Raw genomic sequence first — 19,633 nt, 5'->3', positions numbered from 1 at the left:
GGCCTCCTCCTACTCGATTAGTCTGGATTAGTCTAAACTGGGCTGAATGTTCTGTGTGGAGCCTAAACCGGAGCACCACTATGGAATTTGAAGTCGCTGTCTTCTGAAGTGATAAGATCAGCTTCTACTTGAGCAAAATGCGAAATACGCTCTGAAATATCTTTCCCTGCGATCTGTTCTGCTAGCTCAAGGTAATCTTGGTAGTGGCGAGCTTCTGAACGAAGTAGAGACACGTAAAACTTCTCCATGTCTTCTTCCAAGAAAGGAGCCAATTTAGCGAAGCGCTCACAAGAGCGAGCTTCAATAAACGCACCGATGATAAGCTTATCAACCAGAGCATCAGGCTCGTAAGTCTTAACTTGTTTGATCAAGCCCTTAGCGTAACGACCCGCCTCGATTGGCTGGTAAGTCACGCCTTTCTTCTCCATCAACTCCATGACTTGGTAGAAGTGATGCAGCTCTTCTTTGATCAGTAAAACCATCTTATCGATTAGGTCAGCACCGTAATTACAGCCTTCTTTCGCTGTGATTTGCTTGGATACGTTGCTTTTACCACGCAGAGACTCTAAGTCTCCGATACGACGGTAAGCAAATTGCTCGTATGGCAAAATCCATTCATTCAGTTGCTTCGCGCTTTCTTTATCGACGGCGTACTTGCGAATAAGGAATAAAGCACTCTGTGCCGCCTTAAGTTCACACAGCATGTGATCGCGTAGAATGATGTGAAGATTTTCTGGCTTTTTGGCTTCATCTATCCATGAATCTGGCGTTTCGGCTTTAAGAAAAGAGTGGATTGGAGCGAGTAATTCTTGATACATGGTCAGGGAAAGTTTGTTGATAATGCGGGGATTTTATCACAGCTCAAGAGATCTCCCTATACAGAGAAAGGAAATTCAACAGCTACAAAAAAGGCCGCCTATTTAATGTAAATAAGGCGGCCTTTAAGTGTTGAGTTAGACTGTTACCATTTCTTCTTCTGACCGAAGAGGGCATCCATATCGTCTTCTCGTTCTTTAGATTCCATCTGCTGCAAATCTTGAGCGTTTTTGTCTTGGCGTTTCTGGTCAAGCTCGTTAAGCATCTGTTGAAGCTTTTCTTTGGCTTGATTAGAGTACGAGTCGTTCTTAGTCGCCAAAGCATCAATACCTTTGCGTAATAGCTGAATCGCTGTTCCCGGTTGTCCGCGAGAAATCGAATCGTTTGCACGTTTGATAACATTTTCAATGTTAATACGGATTTGAATTGTTTCTAGGCGAGCATTTTCAACCACATAAGCTTGAGTCTCGAAACGGCCTTTATTGTGCTCGTTGCGCACCGTATCACGCAGGCGTTTAACTAACTTAAGCATCATGATCGCTTGCTTGTCACTACTTGGTACGCGGAAAGCGGTACTCTCGCCACCTTTGTAGTTCTCTTTTAGCTGAGTGATTTGTTGTTTTACGCTTTCAATGCGTTGGGCAAGCTGCTTATTTTTTGGATCGAGTTGATACATGTTTTCTAATGCATCAAGAATTCGATTGTTTAAGCATACAAGAAGATCTTGGCTAAACGGCATGTGATGAGCGTTGCCAATCAGTTCTTCTGTACCGTCAATAATGGTTAGATAACGAGAAGCTTCCTGTTTCTTCGCTGTTTCTACCTTAACTTTATATTGAAGCATGATGTTGTAGCCTAAAACTAACACCAAAAGAACGGCTACTAAGACGATTATTAAACCAATATTCATATATTTGAGTCTGCTTATTATTTTTCTATAGCTAACTGGAGAGGATACACGATTCCATTGTGTATCGGCACTCGTAAATTGCAATTTCTGATTATCTCTTGTTGAGCGAAATCGGCAATCAAAACTTACCAACTAATGTATGAGAATGAGGGTTGGGTTGCAAAGCGTTAGTGATGTTTTTGTTTGTTAAGCTAGAAAAACTCAATTTTCCTGTCATTTTTGTGTTCGAAGCGTTATAACTATTAATTATATTACACGCGACTATAACGCTCTCTTTGCAAATAAGTTAGCACAGAAATGAGTAAAGGATTACGAGGTTAGATATGAAGTTACAGCAACTGAAGTACATTGTTGAGGTTGTAAACCATAACCTAAATGTTTCAGCTACAGCAGAGAGTTTGTACACATCTCAGCCTGGCATTAGTAAGCAAGTTAGATTACTTGAAGACGAACTAGGCATTCAGATTTTTGAGCGTAGCGGCAAGCATCTAACGCAGGTTACCCAAGCGGGTCAGGATATCATTCGCATCTCACAAGAGATCTTGGCTCGTGTTGAGAGTATTAAAGCAGTAGCGGGTGAGCATACTCATCCTGAGATGGGCACATTGAACATTTCGACTACGCATACTCAAGCTCGCTATGCACTCCCTGATGTGATCAAGGGCTTTACCGCGCGCTATCCAAAAGTGTCACTTCACATGCACCAAGGCACGCCTAGCCAAATGTCAGAAGCTGTCGCTAAGGGGACGGCGAATTTTGCTATCGCAACGGAGGCCCTTCACCTCTATCAAGATGCGATTATGCTGCCGTGTTATCACTGGAATCGTTCAATCGTCGTGACTAAAGACCATCCTCTGGCACAAAAGCGAAATATTACGATAGAAGATCTTGCGGCCTACTCTCTAGTGACTTACGTATTTGGTTTTACGGGGCGTTCTGAGTTAGATACCGCTTTCAATAAAGTCGGTTTAACACCTCGCGTTGTGTTTACAGCAACTGATGCAGACGTAATCAAAACCTACGTTCGTATGGGCATTGGTGTTGGTGTAATTGCAAGTATGGCTATTGACCACGAGCAAGATACTGATTTGGTTGCGATTGATGCGAGCCATCTATTTGGTGCGAGCACAACCAGCATTGGTTTTAGAAAAGGCACCTTCTTGCGTTCTTACATGTTTGATTTCATGGAGCGTTTTGCACCGCACTTAACTCGCCCTGTGGTTGAACAAGCTATCTCTTTAAAATCGAATGATGAGATCGAAGAGATGTTTAAGGATATCGATCTGCCGGTGAGATAGTGATTAGAACATTACAAGACTAGAAGCTCGGAAGCATTTCTAAATTTTAAATCGGTCTGTTATCAGGCCGGTTTTTGTTTTAATTATGTGTCATCCTCAAACGTTCGCATCTCGATAACTTTTCTTTACACTGACTCTCTTTGCGCCGCATCTCATATAGTGCCTTTCTATTTCGGCCTCTACCCCCTACAATCCACCCATCATAGGGGGAAGCATGCATTCACGATTTAAAATACTCGACTCATTTTTGTTAGAGCACCAAATTTATTGGCGTTCAGAGCCTTTTCACCTATGCCAAACTCAACAGCAGCCGTGGAAAGAGGTCAATCGTCCACTCGTTGATTGGTTAGAAAGCTTAGATAATGAAAGCATTCAAACCTTAAAAGAGCAGCCTCAGCTTTTGATTGAGGAACTGACTCGTTTCCTACCTGAATTAGAAACTGCTACCCAAAACATCCAGTTCGATAACACTGCTTTGGTTGGTTTAGACCTCCCACGTGGTACTGCTGATGGTATTCCTGGCCGAAAGCTACATCAAATTGTCGCAATGGGCGAGGCTGCATTATGCCATCACCATGGCAAAGAGTGGCTCGAGTGGTGTTCTGGTAAAGGCTTTCTTGGTCGAATCCTATCTCAGCAATCGGATCAAAAAGTCACTAGCTTTGAATGGCAGCAATCGTTATGCGAAAGCGGACAAAAGATTGCGGATGACCAGAAGTTAGCGATGGATTTTGTTCAAGGAGATGCGTTTTCAGACAAGGCCGATGACGTGTTTAATTCGTACCAACATGCCGTGGCCCTTCATGCTTGTGGTGATCTTCATGTTGAGCTAGTTAAAAAGTCAGTGTCACATGGGCTACCAGCGGTCACTATTTCTCCTTGTTGTTATCATCTTATTCGAGACGAAAACTATCAAGCGATGTCTTCTATCGCGAAAAGCTCAGCATTAACGTTAAGTAAGAGCGACTTGAGAATCCCGCTTCAAGAAACCGTTACTGGTGGTGAAAGAGTAAAAAGACATCGTCAACTAGAGATGAGCTATCGTCTAGGCTTCAGCCAGTTGCTTAAGGCTGAACTTAACATTGACGAATACATTCCTGTACCGAGCATCAAAAAATCAGAGTTAGCTGAGGGTTTTGAATCTTTCTGCCGTTGGGCATCTGAAGTGAAAGAGCTATCGCTGGGCTCAGATATTGATTTTGACTCTTATTTGATTCAAGGCGAAGCGCTTTTCTGGGAAATGGAAAAGCTGAGTTTGGTTCAACAAGTCTTTAGACGACCATTAGAGATATGGCTGGCTTTAGATCGCGCTATCTATCTGCAAGAGCAAGGTTATGAAGCTACGATTGAAGAGTTCTGTGAACGCAGTATTACGCCAAGAAATCTATTGATTCATGGGGTTAAAATCGAGCGCTAGTGGTAAACTGTACTGTTACGTGTTTTTACGAACTAAATCCATTAATGCAAAAAAGCCAGCGCGACATAATGTCGTACTGGCTTTTTGTTTAATGTGTATGAGTTAACTGAACGCTTCAACGAGAAGATTATTGCGTTCAGTTAGTCATTACATCATTAGTTAAACATTGCGATTGCTTCTGCTGGGTCTACGTATTCAAGGTCAAAGCTTTCTGCAACTTCTTTACAAGTTACTTTACCGTGAATAACGTTTAGACCTTCTAGGAAGCCTTCATCAGATAGAAGTGCTTCGCGGTAGCCTTTGTTCGCTAGCTTAACAATGTAAGGAAGTGTTGCATTGTTTAGTGCGTAAGTTGAAGTACGAGCAACAGCGCCAGGCATGTTTGCAACACAGTAGTGAACTACGTCATCAACAATGTAAGTTGGGTCTGCGTGAGTGGTTGCGTGAGAAGTCTCGAAACAACCGCCTTGGTCGATTGCAACATCAACAACTGCTGAACCTGGCTTCATCTTAGCGATGTGCTCTTTTGTAACCAATTTTGGAGCTGCTGCGCCAGGAATTAGTACTGCACCAATTACTAGGTCTGCTTCTAGAACATGCTTCTCAATGGCGTCTTCAGTAGAATAAACCACTTTTGCGCGACCTTGGAATTCTTCATCAAGTCGACGCAGTGTATCTACGTTACGGTCAAGAATTGTAACATCGGCGCGAAGGCCTACAGCCATACGTGCTGCGTTAGCACCTACAACACCGCCACCAACAACAACAACTTTTGCTGGTTCAACACCTGGAACGCCACCAAGAAGAAGACCACAACCACCGTTAGATTTCTCTAATGTTTGTGCACCTGCTTGAATAGACATACGACCAGCTACTTCAGACATTGGTGCTAATAGTGGCAAGCGACCCATATTATCTGTTACAGTCTCATAGGCTACGCAGACAGCTTTGCTCTTGATAAGCTCTTCAGTTTGTGGAAAATCTGGTGCAAGGTGTAAATAGGTAAATAATATTTGCCCTTCGCGAAGCATAGCTCGCTCGACAGCTTGAGGTTCTTTAACCTTTACAATCATCTCTGCTTTCGCGAAAACGTCAGCAGCAGTAGGAAGAATGGATGCGCCTACAGCGATGTAATCATCGTCTGAAAAACCGATACCAGTACCGGCATTGGTTTCTACAAAAACTTGGTGGCCGTGTGAGATTAGTTCTCTCACGCTAGCTGGGGTCATACCAACGCGGTATTCGTGGTTCTTGATTTCCTTAGGTACGCCAATGATCATCCTGACTCCTCATTTTATTTTGGTTGTTTTATCTATGTGTAGGGTAATTCTGTCGAATTAATATCTAGTATAGATAGGTTTAGATAAAATTTGATACTGAATATTAAAAAGTTGTAGTATATTTTTTTGCAAGGAAGTAATAAGGTGGAATAAAAAATGGCAGACAATTATAAGAAGCCGTCCAAGGAACTAGATCGTATTGACCGCAACATTCTTAATGAGTTGCAAAAAGACGGTCGTATCTCAAACGTTGAACTCTCAAAACGAGTAGGACTTTCTCCAACTCCATGTCTTGAACGTGTTCGTCGTTTAGAACGTCAAGGTTACATTACTGGGTACACAGCGTTGCTGAACCCACAGTACCTTGATGCTTCACTTTTAGTGTTTGTTGAAATTACGTTGAACCGTGGTGCGCCAGATGTGTTCGAACAATTCAACACCGCTGTGCAGAAACTGGATGACATCCAAGAGTGTCATTTAGTGTCGGGTGATTTTGACTATCTTCTAAAAACACGTGTATCTGATATGGGTGCTTACCGTAAGCTACTGGGTGATACGTTACTTCGTCTACCGGGCGTAAACGACACTCGAACTTACGTAGTAATGGAAGAAGTGAAACAAACCAATCAACTTGTGATTAAAACTCGTTAGTCACAATTGGTGAAATGAAAGAAAGCGGACATTTGTTCCGCTTTCTTGCTTTCTGGAATTGGGTTTTTCTGTTTGATATGGTTAAATCAACAGTAGTTTCATTGAAACGAGCGGCTTTGGCCGCTCGAGATGTTTTTATCCCGTTTAATTATTAAGTTGGTTTATGTTCAAGCAGAGCAGTAATAAAGTAGAAACAATCATTAAAACGAGTGAAGAGCCTCAGTCTCCTCGTTTGAGTGGTTCTCAACGTCTCAAAGAGTGCAGTCTGATTCTCGGTGTTCTCTTCTCTATTCTACTTGCCGTTGCGTTATTAACTTTTAGTCCTGCAGACCCATCATGGTCGCAAACGGCGTGGGGTGGTGACATTCAAAATGCGGGTGGCTACCTAGGTGCTTGGTTGGCGGATACGCTTTTCTTCGTATTTGGCTCTTTGGCTTACCCTCTGCCTATCTTAGTGACGGTTGCTGCGTGGGTTTTATTCCGCAAACGTAATGAAGACGAGCAGATCGACTTCATGCTGTGGGGCACTCGCTTACTTGGCCTGACTATCCTAATTCTTACGAGTTGTGGTTTAGCGGATATCAACTTTGACGACATCTGGTACTTTTCATCCGGTGGCGTGGTAGGTGACGTTTTAACAAGCCTTGCACTTCCAACGTTGAATGTTCTTGGTAGTACGCTGGTTCTTCTTTTCTTATGGGGTGCTGGTTTCACTCTATTAACCGGTATCTCTTGGCTAAGCATTGTGGAATGGTTGGGTGAATGTGCCATCAAATTTTTCACGTCTACTGTTAATAAGGCTCGTGGCCAAGACCAAGAGCTGCTTGAGCCTCAATTAAGAGAATCAGCAGACCGCGATTTAATCGAAGAACGTCATCAGCAGCATCAAGCGCCAACTTACCGCGATGTTCCTGCTATAGAAGGCAACAAAGAATCAACAGAGCATGATCCGCTAGATCCTGCGATGAGTTTTTCTGCGACCAATGAGTCGGCAGACGTGGCGACAAATGCGCGAGACAATGCTGCATCGCCGAAGCGTCATTACAATATTCATATGCCTGTCGATGCTCCTGCGAAACAAGAAGCTCCTGTTCATGAAGAACCTCAGGTTCAGCCTCAAGCGGTAATTGAGTCAGAACAAACGATCCCTGCAGCAGCTGTTTACCAAGCGCCAGAAGAACCGCTAGAAGAAGGTATTGAGCGCTCTAAACAGTTGAATGCAACGATAGAGCAGCTAGAAAATGCGGCCATGTATGAAGATGACCTAGCAGAACAAGATCAGGTTGACGCGCATGATTCTCAGGTTGCTTACCAACAATACATGCAGAACGAACAACCAGAAGTTGGCCCTGCTCATGCTGACCTTAGAAGTGCTGAACCAGAATTAGATAGCTCACCACAAGTAAATGGCGAATTTGGTTCTGAAGATGTTCAACCTGAATCTTTATACGCTTCACCTATGGGCGAGCCAGAAGCAACCGTGGAAGACGATTTCTCTGCACAACCTTCACCGTTTGATGTTACGGAAGAGCAAAGCTACCAACAGGGCTCAGAGCTTGAATCAGAACAGGCTGAAGCTGAATTAGCTGACGCAGCATTAATCGAAGAACAGTTTGAACCTTTCCCTTATCAAGAAGAACATTCAGAACCTGAACAGCCAACAGCACAAAACCTAGAGCCAACTGTTGATCTTCCTTGGGAAGAAGTAACGGAAGAAGAACCTGCGCATCAAGATCAAGATCAAGATCAAGATCAAGATCAAGATCTCGCCGCATTCCAAAGCATTGTTTCTGAAGCCCAAGCGAATATGGCAGCGGCGCAGAATCCGTTCTTGGTTCAACAAGATGTTAATTTACCTAAGCCTGCTGAGCCATTACCCACGCTTGAATTGTTATTCCACCCTGAAAAGCGTGAAACCTTTATTGACCGTGATGCGCTAGAGGCAATTGCTCGTCTTGTTGAATCTAAGCTAGCGGACTACAAGATCAAAGCAGACGTTGTCGACATTTTCCCAGGTCCAGTAATCACTCGATTCGAACTTGATCTGGCTCCAGGTGTGAAAGTAAGCCGTATTTCTGGCCTTTCTATGGACTTAGCGCGTTCGCTCTCTGCATTGGCAGTACGTGTCGTAGAAGTGATTCCGGGTAAACCTTATGTTGGCTTAGAACTGCCGAATATGAGTCGCCAAACGGTATTCTTCTCAGACGTGGTTGCTAGCCCTCAGTTCCAAGAAGCGAAATCGCCAACGACAGTGGTTCTAGGACAAGACATCGCTGGTGAAGCCGTTATTGCTGATCTATCGAAAATGCCTCACGTTCTGGTTGCAGGTACAACCGGTTCTGGTAAGTCGGTAGGTGTGAACGTAATGATTCTGAGTATGCTTTACAAAGCATCACCGGAAGATGTTCGCTTCATCATGATCGACCCGAAAATGCTTGAGCTATCGGTTTATGAGGGTATTCCTCATCTATTGTCTGAAGTGGTAACCGACATGAAAGATGCGTCGAACGCCCTTCGTTGGTGTGTTGGCGAGATGGAACGACGTTATAAGCTGATGTCAGCATTAGGCGTTCGTAACATTAAAGGTTACAACGATAAGCTTAAGATGGCAGCGGAAGCGGGTCACCCAATTCACGATCCACTGTGGAAGCCGGGCGACGGCATGGACCCAGAAGCGCCATTGCTTGAGAAACTGCCTTACATTGTGGTTATCGTTGATGAATTTGCCGACCTAATCATGGTGGTTGGTAAGAAGGTTGAAGAACTGATTGCACGTTTGGCACAAAAAGCACGTGCGGCGGGTGTTCACTTGATCCTAGCGACGCAACGTCCATCAGTGGATGTTATTACTGGTCTTATTAAAGCGAACATTCCAACCCGTGTGGCCTTTACGGTATCAACTAAAACGGATTCACGAACTATCCTTGACCAAGGTGGTGCGGAATCACTATTGGGCATGGGTGATATGCTTTACTTGCCTCCTGGTTCTAGCCATACAACTCGTGTTCACGGTGCCTTTGCATCTGATGACGATGTACACGCAGTCGTGAATAACTGGAAAGCGCGTGGTAAGCCAAACTATATTGATGAAATCACCAACGGCGAACAAACTCCAGAAACCTTGCTTCCGGGTGAGAAGATGGAAGGTGATGAAGAGGTCGATCCTCTGTTTGATCAGGTGGTAGAACACGTTGTTCATTCACGTCGTGGCTCAGTTTCAGGTGTACAGCGTCGATTCAAGATTGGCTACAACCGTGCTGCACGTATTGTCGAGCAACTTGAAGCTCAAGGTATCGTAAGTGCTCCAGGTCATAACGGTAACCGAGAAGTCTTAGCACCAGCGCCACCAAAAGATTAGTTCCGGTAGGAACTCATAACTATTCAGTCGGTCAAATCGAAAATATGACCGACTTATGTTCTAACAGGATTATTGATGAAAAAAGTATTCGCACTTTTATTTATGAGCTTCTCAGTGTTTGCTTCTCCGAAAGAAGAGTTGAGTAGCCGCTTGGCATTAAACGCAGGCTTCAGCGCTGACTTTAAACAAGTCGTGACCAGCCCTGATGGTGATGTTGTTATGGAAGGTGAGGGCACGGTAGAGATTGCACGCCCAAGCCTGTTCCGCTGGGAGACCACGTTCCCTGATGAAAACTTGTTGGTATCTGATGGCCAAAGCTTGTGGTACTACAGCCCGTTCATTGAGCAAGTGAGCATTTATTGGCAAGAGCAAGCGACATCACAGACACCTTTTGTGCTGCTGACACGTAACCAAGAAAACGATTGGGATAACTACAACGTAGCGCAGTCGGGTAATCAATTTACACTAACACCAACGGCAGTCGACTCGAATCAGGGTGACTTCCAGATTAATATCACCGAAAAGGGCATTGTTCAGGGCTTTAATGTGATTGAACAAGACGGTCAAAAAGGTGAGTTTACCTTTAGCAATGTTGATTTGGGTAAACCTGCAGCAGACCGCTTTACTTTTGTGGCACCGGAAGGTGTCGAGGTCGACGACCAAAGAAACTGATCTAAACAAGCAGATCGTTTGGTAGTACGTCGATAGGCATTAATGCCATCAACGAATCAAGAGATTGCAATTGAGTAATTACAGCTTAGATTTTGCGGGGGACGAAGATTTTCGTCCCCTTGCTGCTCGTATGAGACCGGAAACTGTCGAACAGTACATCGGTCAGCAGCATATATTAGGCCCAGGTAAACCACTTCGCAGAGCGTTGGAAGCGGGCCATATCCACTCGATGATTTTGTGGGGGCCTCCGGGCACCGGTAAAACGACGTTAGCCGAAGTTGCAGCAAACTATGCGAATGCTGAAGTGGAACGCGTATCGGCGGTAACCTCGGGCGTAAAAGACATTCGTATTGCAATTGAAAAAGCGCGCGAGAACAAGCAAGCAGGGCGCAGAACCATCCTGTTTGTGGACGAAGTCCATCGCTTTAACAAAAGTCAGCAAGATGCTTTTCTGCCTCATATCGAAGATGGCACCGTGACCTTTATTGGTGCGACGACAGAAAACCCATCTTTTGAACTGAACAACGCTTTGTTGTCACGTGCGCGTGTCTACAAACTGACGTCCCTGAACACAGATGATATTTCTCTTGTCATTCGCCAAGCGATTGAAGATAAGCAACGTGGGTTAGGTGATGTGCCTGTTGATTTTGCTGATAATGTTTTAGATCGCCTTGCAGAACTGGTTAACGGCGACGCGCGTATGTCGCTTAACTACCTTGAACTGCTGTATGACATGGCAGAAGACAACGATAAAGGCGAGAAAGCGATAACCTTGCAGTTGTTGGCTGAAGTGGCTGGTGAGAAAGTCGCTCGTTTCGATAACAAGGGTGATATTTGGTACGACCTAATCTCCGCGGTTCATAAGTCAATTCGTGGCTCAAACCCTGATGCGGCCTTGTACTGGTCAGCACGAATGATTGCTGCGGGTTGTGATCCTTTGTATATCGTTAGACGCTTGCTGGCGATTGCTTCTGAAGATATCGGTAACGCTGATCCTCGCGCCATGCAGGTAGCGATGTCGGCTTGGGATTGCTTCACGCGCATTGGCCCTGCGGAAGGGGAGCGTGCGATTGCGCAGGCGGTTGTTTATCTCGCATGTGCACCAAAGAGTAACGCCGTTTACACCGCGTGGAAGCAAGCGTTAACAGATGCTCACAATCTTCCTGAATATGAAGTGCCGCATCATTTGCGAAATGCACCGACAACTTTGATGAAGGACATGGGCTACGGGCAAGAATACCGTTATGCTCATGATGAACCAGGAGCCTACGCCGCTGGTGAAAAGTATCTGCCTCCTGAAATGGGAGAGAAGCAATACTATTTCCCAACAAAACGAGGCTTAGAGACCAAAATTGGCGAGAAGCTAGATTATCTGGCGGATTTGGACGCAAAAAGCCCACAAAAACGCTATGAAAAGTAGTCTTTTTTGGATATCGTTACCTAGTCATAAAATTTCAATTAAATCGTTATAAATTGGTCGAAATAGCACCAATTTTAGGGGTTTAGCAGTGATTCAGTAGCAAACTACTGAATATTCAAATAACTAAAGCATAGGATTAGCAATGCTGGATTCTAAATTACTTCGAGCTGAGCTGGATGAAACAGCGGCAAAATTAGCACGTCGAGGCTTCACCCTTGATGTAGAGACAATTCGTGAACTTGAAGAAAAACGTAAGTCCCTTCAGATGAAAACTGAAGAGCTACAAGCGTTACGCAACTCTCGATCGAAGTCCATTGGTCAAGCGAAAGCAAAAGGCGACCATGAAGAAGCTGAGCGTATCCTTGCAGAAGTAGGCAACTTAGGCGCAGAATTAGACCAAGCTAAAGTAGCATTGGCTGATCTTCAATCTGAGCTAGAAACGATCACAATGTCTATTCCTAACCTACCTGATGCAGAAGTGCCAGATGGTAAAGATGAAGACGATAACGTAGAAGTTTCTCGTTGGGGTCAACCTAAGACTTACGACTTTGAAGTGAAAGATCACGTCGATCTTGGCGAAATGTCTGGCGGTCTTGATTTTGCTAGCGCAGTTAAAATCTCGGGTTCTCGTTTCATCGTGATGAAAGGCAAATTTGCACGTCTACACCGTGCTATTGCTCAGTTCATGCTGGACCTTCACACTGATGAGCACGGCTACACAGAAATGTACGTACCGTATCTAGTGAACCACGATAGCCTTTACGGTACTGGTCAACTTCCTAAGTTCGGCGAAGACTTGTTCCACACAAGCCCGCTAACTGAGCAAGTAAGTGACGTACCTCTTAAGACTCTATCGCTTATCCCTACTGCGGAAGTACCGGTAACGAACATGGTTCGTGACACGATCACTGATGAAGCTGAACTGCCACTTAAGATGACAGCTCACACGCCGTGTTTCCGTTCTGAAGCGGGTTCTTACGGTCGTGACACTCGTGGTCTTATCCGTATGCACCAATTCGATAAAGTTGAATTAGTACAAATCACTAAGCCAGAAGACTCAATGGCAGCGCTTGAAGAGCTAACTGGCCACGCTGAGAAAGTACTTCAACTTCTAGAGCTTCCTTACCGTAAAGTGATTCTATGTACAGGTGACATGGGCTTCGGTTCTGCGAAAACTTACGACTTAGAAGTATGGGTTCCAGCACAAGAGACTTACCGTGAGATTTCTTCTTGTTCAAACATGTGGGATTTCCAAGCGCGTCGTATGCAAGCTCGTTTCCGTCGTAAAGGCGAGAAAAAACCTGAACTTGTACACACACTAAACGGTTCTGGTCTTGCTGTTGGTCGTACTATGGTTGCTATCCTTGAGAACAACCAAGAAGCAGATGGCCGTATTGCTATCCCAGAAGTACTTCAACCATACATGGGCGGCGTAACGCACATCGGTTAATTAGATTGATTAAGCATTAGGTTACTTATAAAACCCAGCCAACAGGCTGGGTTTTTTATTGCCTATAGAATAGTGTAGTGGCGAGAAATAAATAATTTTTGTTACCTATGTGTAATAGTGTTTTATTGATTTTGATAATTATTACAATCCTTAAATGTGGCTATAATATGCTCTTACCGCGGTAGGTATAGATTTTCTCGTTCAAATACTGAGGAGGGCTTATGGCCGTAGGATGGGCTGGTGACGATAGTGTCAGCCAGCAAATACAAAATACCATTGATGATGAGATCTCTCGTGTAAGAGAAAACCTTCGAGGTGGTGAGGGTTTGCGTTATTGTGATGAGTGTGGTGATGAGATTCCGGAACAAAGACGACGCGCGATCAAAGGCGTTCGTTTGTGTATAGAATGTCAGTCAATATTAGAGCATGACGCACATCGACATTCATTGTTTAACCGTCGAGCAAGTAAAGATAGCCAATTACGTTAAACTGACGGTTACCTTCAAGCAGTTAAGGCCTTACTTTTATGTAAGGCCTTTTAGTTTAATTAAATGATTTATTAATGAAGATATATAGAAATAATCGTCGCTCTTGTTTAGAGCAATAAACGCCTTATTTAAAGCAATGAGTATTTTGTAATGCAGTGTCGATAGCAGCGACCAATTGCTCAATATGTTGTGGTTTGATAATAAACGGAGGCATCATATAAATTAGCTTACCAAACGGACGGATCCAAACGCCTTGCTCTACAAAGTGAGCTTGGATGGTTTCCATATCGACAGGTGTGTGGGTTTCAACGACGCCAATCGCGCCCAACCAGCGAACGTCTTTGACAAGATCATGCTCTCGCAATGGTGGTAGCAACTCAGAGAAAAGCTGTTCGATCTGTTGAGTTTGATTTTTCCAATGACCTTGCTCGATGATGGATAAACTTGCCGCACCGACTGCGCAAGCTAATGGGTTACCCATGAATGTTGGCCCGTGCATAAAGCAGCCCGCTTCACCGCCACATACCGTGTCAGCAACTTCCTTACTCGCCAGCGTCGCTGACAATGTCATATAACCACCAGTTAAAGCCTTGCCTACGCATAAGATGTCCGGTTGAACATCGGCATGCTCACAAGCGAATAGTTTCCCTGTACGGCCAAACCCGGTCGCAATCTCATCCAAGATCAGCAATACGTTGAATTCATCACACAGTAAGCGAACTTGTTTTAGGAACTCAGGGTGGTAGATGCGCATGCCACCAGCCCCTTGAACGATTGGCTCTAAGATCACCGCTGCGACTTCTTGATGGTGTGCTGCCAGCTTTTCTTTAAAACTATCGATGTCACTTGAGTTCCACTCATCCCAAAAGCCTGTTTTTGGTGAATCAGCGAAAATATGTTCCGGTAAAAAGCCTTTGTAGAGGCTGTGCATCGAGTTGTCAGGGTCGGTCACTGACATCGCCGCAAAGGTATCACCGTGGTAGCCATCTCTTAGTGTGAGGAACTTTGAACGAGGTTGTCCTTTAGCGTGCCAATATTGCAGTGCCATTTTTAGGCTAACTTCTACGGCAACTGAGCCTGAATCGGCCAAGAATACATGTTCAAGATTACTTGGTGCTAGGTTGAGAAGCTTCTTACATAAATCGATGGCAGGCTGGTGGGTGATACCACCAAACATAACGTGTGAAACCTTATCTATTTGGCTATGAGCAGCGGCATTGAGCTCTGGGTGATTGTAGCCGTGAATGGTTGACCACCAAGACGACATACCATCAATAATTCGTTGTCCGCCTTCTAATTCTAAGTAAACACCGTCTGCATTGGTGACTGGGTAGCAGGTCAGAGGTGTTAACGTTGATGTGTAGGGATGCCAGATATGCTGGCGATCAAAGGCGAGATCCATAGTAACTTCCATTCTTAAGGTGATTAAAAAATAATCAGATGTAAACTTTTGATATTATCAATGTGTTGACAGTCTAAAGCTTGTCGGTAGACTAGCCAAGCATAAATGCAAACTCTAGACACAGAGTTGTAACATCAAAAAAATAAAAAAGGATCGACACGTGGAAGTTCGTCATGACTGGACAGTTGCTGAAGTAACAGCGCTGCTTGAAAAACCGTTTATGGATTTAATGTTTGAAGCTCAAGTCGTTCATAGACAGTACCAAGAGCACAACCACGTGCAGGTGAGTACGCTTTTATCGATAAAGACAGGTGCTTGCCCTGAAGATTGTAAGTACTGCCCTCAAAGTGCTCACTACCGAACGGATGTCGACAAAGAACGCTTAATGGAAGTTGAGCGTGTTTTGGATGCGGCGCAAAAAGCCAAGAATGCGGGCTCAACTCGCTTCTGTATGGGCGCGGCATGGAAAAACCCGAAAGAACGCGATATGCCTCACCTAACTGACATGATCAAAGGTGTGAAAGGTATGGGGTTAGAAACCTGTATGACACTGGGCATGTTAACGCCGGATCAAGCAGGTGAGCTAGCCGACGCAGGTTTGGACTACTACAACCATAACCTTGATACGTCTCCAGAATTCTACGGCAGCATTATTACCACTCGTACTTACCAAGATCGTTTAGATACGTTATCTCACGTGCGTGATGCCGGAATGAAGATCTGTTCTGGTGGCATCATCGGTATGGGCGAAAGCACCAATGACCGAGCAGGCCTTCTTGTAGAGCTGGCGAACCTTCCAGTACACCCAGAAAGTGTGCCAATCAACATGCTTGTAAAAGTGAAAGGCACACCGATGGAAAACGTCGATGATGTTGAGTCTTTCGACTTCATCAAGCTGATTGCAATTGCACGTATTATGATGCCTATGTCTGCGGTTCGCTTATCTGCAGGCCGTGAGAACATGAATGAACAGATGCAAGCGATGTGTTTCATGGCGGGTGCGAACTCTATCTTCTACGGTTGTAAGCTACTGACTACGCCGAACCCAGATGAAGACACGGATATGCAGCTGTTTAAGAAGCTGGGTATCAACAGCCAAGAAGTGGCTCAAAAGCCAGATGAAATTCAAGAAAACGAACTGTTAGATCAAGTGGTGGAGCGCGTTGCAGCTCGTCCAACGAAAGACGACATGTTCTACGATGCCACTGTTTAAAGCTCGCATTAAAGAAGCCCTTGTTCATCGCCATGAGCAAGGGTTGACTCGTCAACTCAAGGTGCTCGAAAACAGCAATGGACCTTTGCTGAATAGCGAAGGTTCTAGTTTCATCAATTTTTCGAGTAATGATTATTTAGGCCTGGCGAACGATCCTGAATTGGTCGATGCATGGCAAACGGGTCTTTCACAATATGGTGCTGGAAGTGCGGCATCACCGTTGGTTACAGGCTTTAGTCCTGCTCATCGAAACTTAGAGGCTCAGCTGTGTGAGTGGCTTGGCTTTGAACGTGCCATTCTCTTTAGCTCTGGTTTCAGTGCTAATCAAGCCTTGTTGTTTTCTCTGCTCGAGAAAGACGATTCACTATTGCAAGACAAACTTAACCACGCCTCTTTGATGGAAGCGGGGATGCTTTCTCCTGCCACAATGAAACGTTTTAAGCATAACGACACGCAACATCTAGAGTCGTTATTAAGCCGTTCTCCGCAATCCTTGGTTGTGACGGAAGGCGTGTTCAGCATGGATGGCGACCAGGCACCCCTTAATCAAATATCTAACCTGACCAATCAATACGACAGTTGGCTAACAGTTGATGATGCCCACGGTATTGGTGTATTGGGTGATAAAGGGGCAGGGAGCTGCAACGCTTCGCAAATAACGCCTGATATCTTGGTCGTGACCTTTGGTAAAGCATTTGGCCTATCTGGTGCTGCGATTTTGTGTTCATCAGAAGTGGGTGACTACTTAACTCAATTTGCTCGTCATCATGTGTATTCGACGGCAATGCCACCTTCACAGGCTGTGGCTTTGTCTCATGCGTGTCAGATGATTCAAACGCAAGAGTGGCGTCGCGAGAAGCTAACCGAGCTAGGGGCTCTCTATGCAGAGCAGGTGAGCGGCTTGAAAGGCTTTGTGGATACTCAGACTCCGATTAAGCCATTTGTGATAGGTGAAGCACAAGCGGCATTATCAATAGCTGAAGAGTTAAAGCAAAACCAAGTTTGGGTGACCGCAATAAGGCCGCCAACCATACCTGCTGGAACTGCTCGATTACGAATCACGTTAACAGCTAACCATAGCCCAAAACAGATTCTCCAGTTAGCCAGGTCGTTGCATCAAGCCATTGAACGAAACATCGACTTAAGCACTGAACCGGGTATCCATCCAAGCTTTGAATCAAATAAAGAGGCTCAGTAAATGTCACAAGAAGCAGTAGTGCATAATTACGTTGGCCAAGATAAGAGTGCGATTGCCGAAGCCTTTGGTAAAGCGGCAACAACCTATGACAAACACGCTGAATTTCAACGCGATGTTGGCCACCGATTACTGGATAAATTACCCAGCGATCTGTCAGGCTTTAAGGTGCTGGATCTAGGTTGTGGTACTGGCTATTTCTCCGAGCAACTTGTAAAACGAGGCGCCGAAGTGGTTTGCGCTGATCTTTCTGTTGGAATGCTAGCAACAGCAGAGAAGCGGTGTGGTGCATCTGTATCTTTATATCAACAAGCCGATGCCGAACAATTGCCGTTTGAAGATGGGTGTTTTGACATCGTTTTCTCTAGCCTTGCGTTGCAATGGTGTGACGATTTGTCGTCGCCTTTGAGAGAGATGAAGCGTGTTACAGCGGCTGGTGGGCGTGTTATTTTCTCAACTTTGCTTGATGGGTCACTGTTTGAACTGAAAAAGTCGTGGTCCAAAATTGATGCACATCAACACGTTAACCATTTTATTACAATCAATCAGGTAAAAATTGCGTTAGCGCAATCTAGCTGTACCGTTCATCAACTAGACTTGCCCACCATCACCGTTTGGTACGACACTGCGTTTGAACTGATGCGCGACCTTAAAGGTATCGGCGCTAATCACGTAAGTGGTCGCTCACAAGGTTTAACAAGTCGTCGCATGTTGCAGCTTGTTGATCGGGAATATCGAGAGTTTAAGAACCATCAAGGTTTCTTACCAGCAACATATCAAGTTTGTTTAGGGGTTATTCAATTATGATTGATGCATTATTCATTGCAGGTACGGATACCGAAGTGGGAAAAACTGTGGTTTCAAAAGCGATTCTTCAAGCTTTGGCCGCACAAGATTTATCAACAATTGGTTACAAGCCAGTTGCTGCAGGGAGTGAAAAATCCCCTGAAGGATTACGTAATAGTGATGCACTGCATCTTCAAGAAGCGGCGACGCAAGATATTGCTTACGAAGACGTAAACCCGTATGCACTATTGCTACCGTCATCGCCTCACATCGCTGCAAAGCATGACGGCGTGGTGATTGATGAGGCGGTATTATCAGCGAAGCTGGAAGAGCATAAGCAAAACTCTGACATCGTGTTAGTTGAAGGTGCTGGTGGTTGGCGAGTCCCGGTTTCAGACGATGAATATCTTTCTAGCTGGGTTAAAAAAGAGCAACTGCCAGTGGTACTGACTGTGGGTATTAAACTTGGTTGTTTGAGCCACGCTCTATTAACGGCAGAAGCGATTCGTGCTGATGGCCTAAACCTAGTAGGTTGGGTCGCAAACCGTATCAATCCAGGTACTGAGCACTACGCAGATATTATTGCGATGCTTGAAGATAAGTTAGGTGCACCTAAGTTAGGTGAAATCCCTTACGTCCCAAAAGCGAAGTCTAAAAACATTGGTAAGTACATTGATGTGCAGCCTTTGCTTGCGCTTTAATTACCACGTTATGTACTAAATAAGAAAAGGGCTGCGATTGCAGCCCTTTTGCTATTTTAAGCCTTTAGACCTTGAGTTGATAAACAACCGGTCTTTTAATAAACAAGCTTAGAACTAATGTTCTTTAGTCAGTCCCATTAAAGCTTGCTGAGTTTCTGTGATTTTTGTCTGTGCCGTTTGCGGTGTTAGGATTCCAACCTGCTTTTTCGCTTCTTCTTCAGTAATCCCTAGGTGACAGCACAGTAAATCGATAGCCATTTGAGTGTTAGTACCTTCAACCATGATCCTTTCCTTTTTGTACATGGACTAGCCAATAAATCATCTGAAGTCACTGTAAACGGATTGTTATATCGACACCATACGACTTAGGTCTAATAGAGTGGATTTAATTCGGATATGGTCTCGTAATCAAATGTTGCAATTTAATGCTTAACCTTGTTTTCTTAATCTAAGACTATATGTATAAGTAAGTATAAGTAAGTATAAGTAAGTATAAGTCTTCAAGGTTGGAATCTATTGCTGTCTGCCTTGTCTATAACAATAAGTTTTATAAAAACAGCTTTCATGCGGAGATAA

General features: G+C 44.5%; 17 protein-coding genes. 12 read left to right on the top strand and 5 right to left on the bottom strand.

The window, feature by feature from the left end:
* Window positions 1-62: 62 nt before the first annotated feature.
* Together miaE and AB4167_RS20610 are read right to left on the bottom strand one after the other, a co-directional pair.
* Window positions 63-818, bottom strand: a complete 756-nt coding sequence (gene miaE / locus AB4167_RS20615) for a tRNA isopentenyl-2-thiomethyl-A-37 hydroxylase MiaE (protein WP_017060242.1) — start codon at window positions 816-818, stop codon at window positions 63-65.
* A 143-nt stretch (window positions 819-961) separates the two neighbouring features.
* Window positions 962-1,726: a hypothetical protein gene (locus tag AB4167_RS20610; protein WP_017060243.1), complete on the bottom strand. Its 765-nt coding sequence runs from the start codon at window positions 1,724-1,726 to the stop codon at window positions 962-964.
* A 323-nt stretch (window positions 1,727-2,049) separates the two neighbouring features.
* On the opposite strand from AB4167_RS20610, the gene cysB reads away from it, so the two are divergent.
* Entirely contained in the window at window positions 2,050-3,024 is a 975-nt protein-coding gene (gene cysB, locus AB4167_RS20605; RefSeq protein WP_136983019.1) for an HTH-type transcriptional regulator CysB, read from the top strand.
* Between the two features lie 214 nt (window positions 3,025-3,238).
* Window positions 3,239-4,441 carry a methyltransferase gene (locus AB4167_RS20600; protein WP_102393838.1) on the top strand — a complete coding sequence of 401 codons (1,203 nt, stop codon included), beginning with the start codon at window positions 3,239-3,241 and terminating at the stop codon, window positions 4,439-4,441.
* A 155-nt stretch (window positions 4,442-4,596) separates the two neighbouring features.
* Here the strand turns inward: AB4167_RS20600 and ald are convergent, their stop codons facing one another.
* Window positions 4,597-5,721 carry an alanine dehydrogenase gene (gene ald / locus AB4167_RS20595; protein ID WP_017060246.1) on the bottom strand — a complete coding sequence of 375 codons (1,125 nt, stop codon included), beginning with the start codon at window positions 5,719-5,721 and terminating at the stop codon, window positions 4,597-4,599.
* A gap of 156 nt (window positions 5,722-5,877) precedes the next feature.
* On the opposite strand from ald, the gene lrp reads away from it, so the two are divergent.
* The 6 genes from lrp to AB4167_RS20565 all read left to right on the top strand — a co-directional run bounded on the left by lrp (window position 5,878) and on the right by AB4167_RS20565 (window position 13,760).
* A complete protein-coding gene (gene lrp / locus AB4167_RS20590) occupies window positions 5,878-6,372 on the top strand; it encodes a leucine-responsive transcriptional regulator Lrp (RefSeq protein WP_004734558.1) in 495 nt (164 codons plus the stop codon).
* A gap of 163 nt (window positions 6,373-6,535) precedes the next feature.
* Window positions 6,536-9,730, top strand: coding sequence for a DNA translocase FtsK 4TM domain-containing protein (locus tag AB4167_RS20585; protein ID WP_372136961.1), 3,195 nt, complete (start codon window positions 6,536-6,538; stop codon window positions 9,728-9,730).
* A 75-nt stretch (window positions 9,731-9,805) separates the two neighbouring features.
* Window positions 9,806-10,402 carry an outer membrane lipoprotein chaperone LolA gene (gene lolA, locus AB4167_RS20580; RefSeq protein ID WP_372136960.1) on the top strand — a complete coding sequence of 199 codons (597 nt, stop codon included), beginning with the start codon at window positions 9,806-9,808 and terminating at the stop codon, window positions 10,400-10,402.
* 64 nt (window positions 10,403-10,466) lie between these two features.
* Window positions 10,467-11,822 (top strand): replication-associated recombination protein A, encoded by a 1,356-nt coding sequence (locus AB4167_RS20575; protein ID WP_017060249.1) that lies wholly within the window; start codon window positions 10,467-10,469, stop codon window positions 11,820-11,822.
* 142 nt (window positions 11,823-11,964) lie between these two features.
* On the top strand, window positions 11,965-13,272 hold the full coding sequence (gene serS, locus AB4167_RS20570; protein ID WP_017060250.1) for a serine--tRNA ligase: 1,308 nt from the start codon (window positions 11,965-11,967) through the stop codon (window positions 13,270-13,272).
* A gap of 221 nt (window positions 13,273-13,493) precedes the next feature.
* On the top strand, window positions 13,494-13,760 hold the full coding sequence (locus tag AB4167_RS20565; RefSeq protein ID WP_372136959.1) for a DksA/TraR family C4-type zinc finger protein: 267 nt from the start codon (window positions 13,494-13,496) through the stop codon (window positions 13,758-13,760).
* 124 nt (window positions 13,761-13,884) lie between these two features.
* Here the strand turns inward: AB4167_RS20565 and bioA are convergent, their stop codons facing one another.
* On the bottom strand, window positions 13,885-15,162 hold the full coding sequence (gene bioA / locus AB4167_RS20560; RefSeq protein ID WP_372136958.1) for an adenosylmethionine--8-amino-7-oxononanoate transaminase: 1,278 nt from the start codon (window positions 15,160-15,162) through the stop codon (window positions 13,885-13,887).
* Between the two features lie 160 nt (window positions 15,163-15,322).
* Here bioA and bioB point away from each other — a divergent pair, with 160 nt between their 5' ends.
* Genes bioB through bioD form a run of 4 tightly spaced genes read left to right on the top strand, consistent with a single transcriptional unit; the run spans window position 15,323 to window position 19,057 of the window.
* The gene (bioB, locus tag AB4167_RS20555) at window positions 15,323-16,375 is read left to right on the top strand and encodes a biotin synthase BioB (protein WP_048609384.1); all 1,053 of its coding nucleotides are present in this window, start codon (window positions 15,323-15,325) and stop codon (window positions 16,373-16,375) included.
* Entirely contained in the window at window positions 16,362-17,573 is a 1,212-nt protein-coding gene (bioF, locus tag AB4167_RS20550; protein WP_372136957.1) for an 8-amino-7-oxononanoate synthase, read from the top strand. Before bioB ends, bioF begins: the two co-directional genes overlap by 14 nt.
* The gene (gene bioC, locus AB4167_RS20545; protein ID WP_017072119.1) at window positions 17,574-18,377 is read left to right on the top strand and encodes a malonyl-ACP O-methyltransferase BioC; all 804 of its coding nucleotides are present in this window, start codon (window positions 17,574-17,576) and stop codon (window positions 18,375-18,377) included.
* Window positions 18,374-19,057, top strand: a complete 684-nt coding sequence (gene bioD / locus AB4167_RS20540) for a dethiobiotin synthase (RefSeq protein ID WP_029405464.1) — start codon at window positions 18,374-18,376, stop codon at window positions 19,055-19,057. The genes bioC and bioD overlap by 4 nt, the downstream gene beginning before the upstream one ends.
* 114 nt (window positions 19,058-19,171) lie before the next feature.
* Here the strand turns inward: bioD and AB4167_RS20535 are convergent, their stop codons facing one another.
* Window positions 19,172-19,339, bottom strand: coding sequence for a hypothetical protein (locus tag AB4167_RS20535; RefSeq protein ID WP_017060256.1), 168 nt, complete (start codon window positions 19,337-19,339; stop codon window positions 19,172-19,174).
* Window positions 19,340-19,633 lie beyond the last annotated feature (294 nt).

Source organism: Vibrio sp. 10N.286.49.E11 (assembly GCF_041469505.1).
Lineage (GTDB): Bacteria > Pseudomonadota > Gammaproteobacteria > Enterobacterales > Vibrionaceae > Vibrio > Vibrio crassostreae_C.
This window is presented reverse-complemented; position numbering and strand designations above follow the sequence as displayed.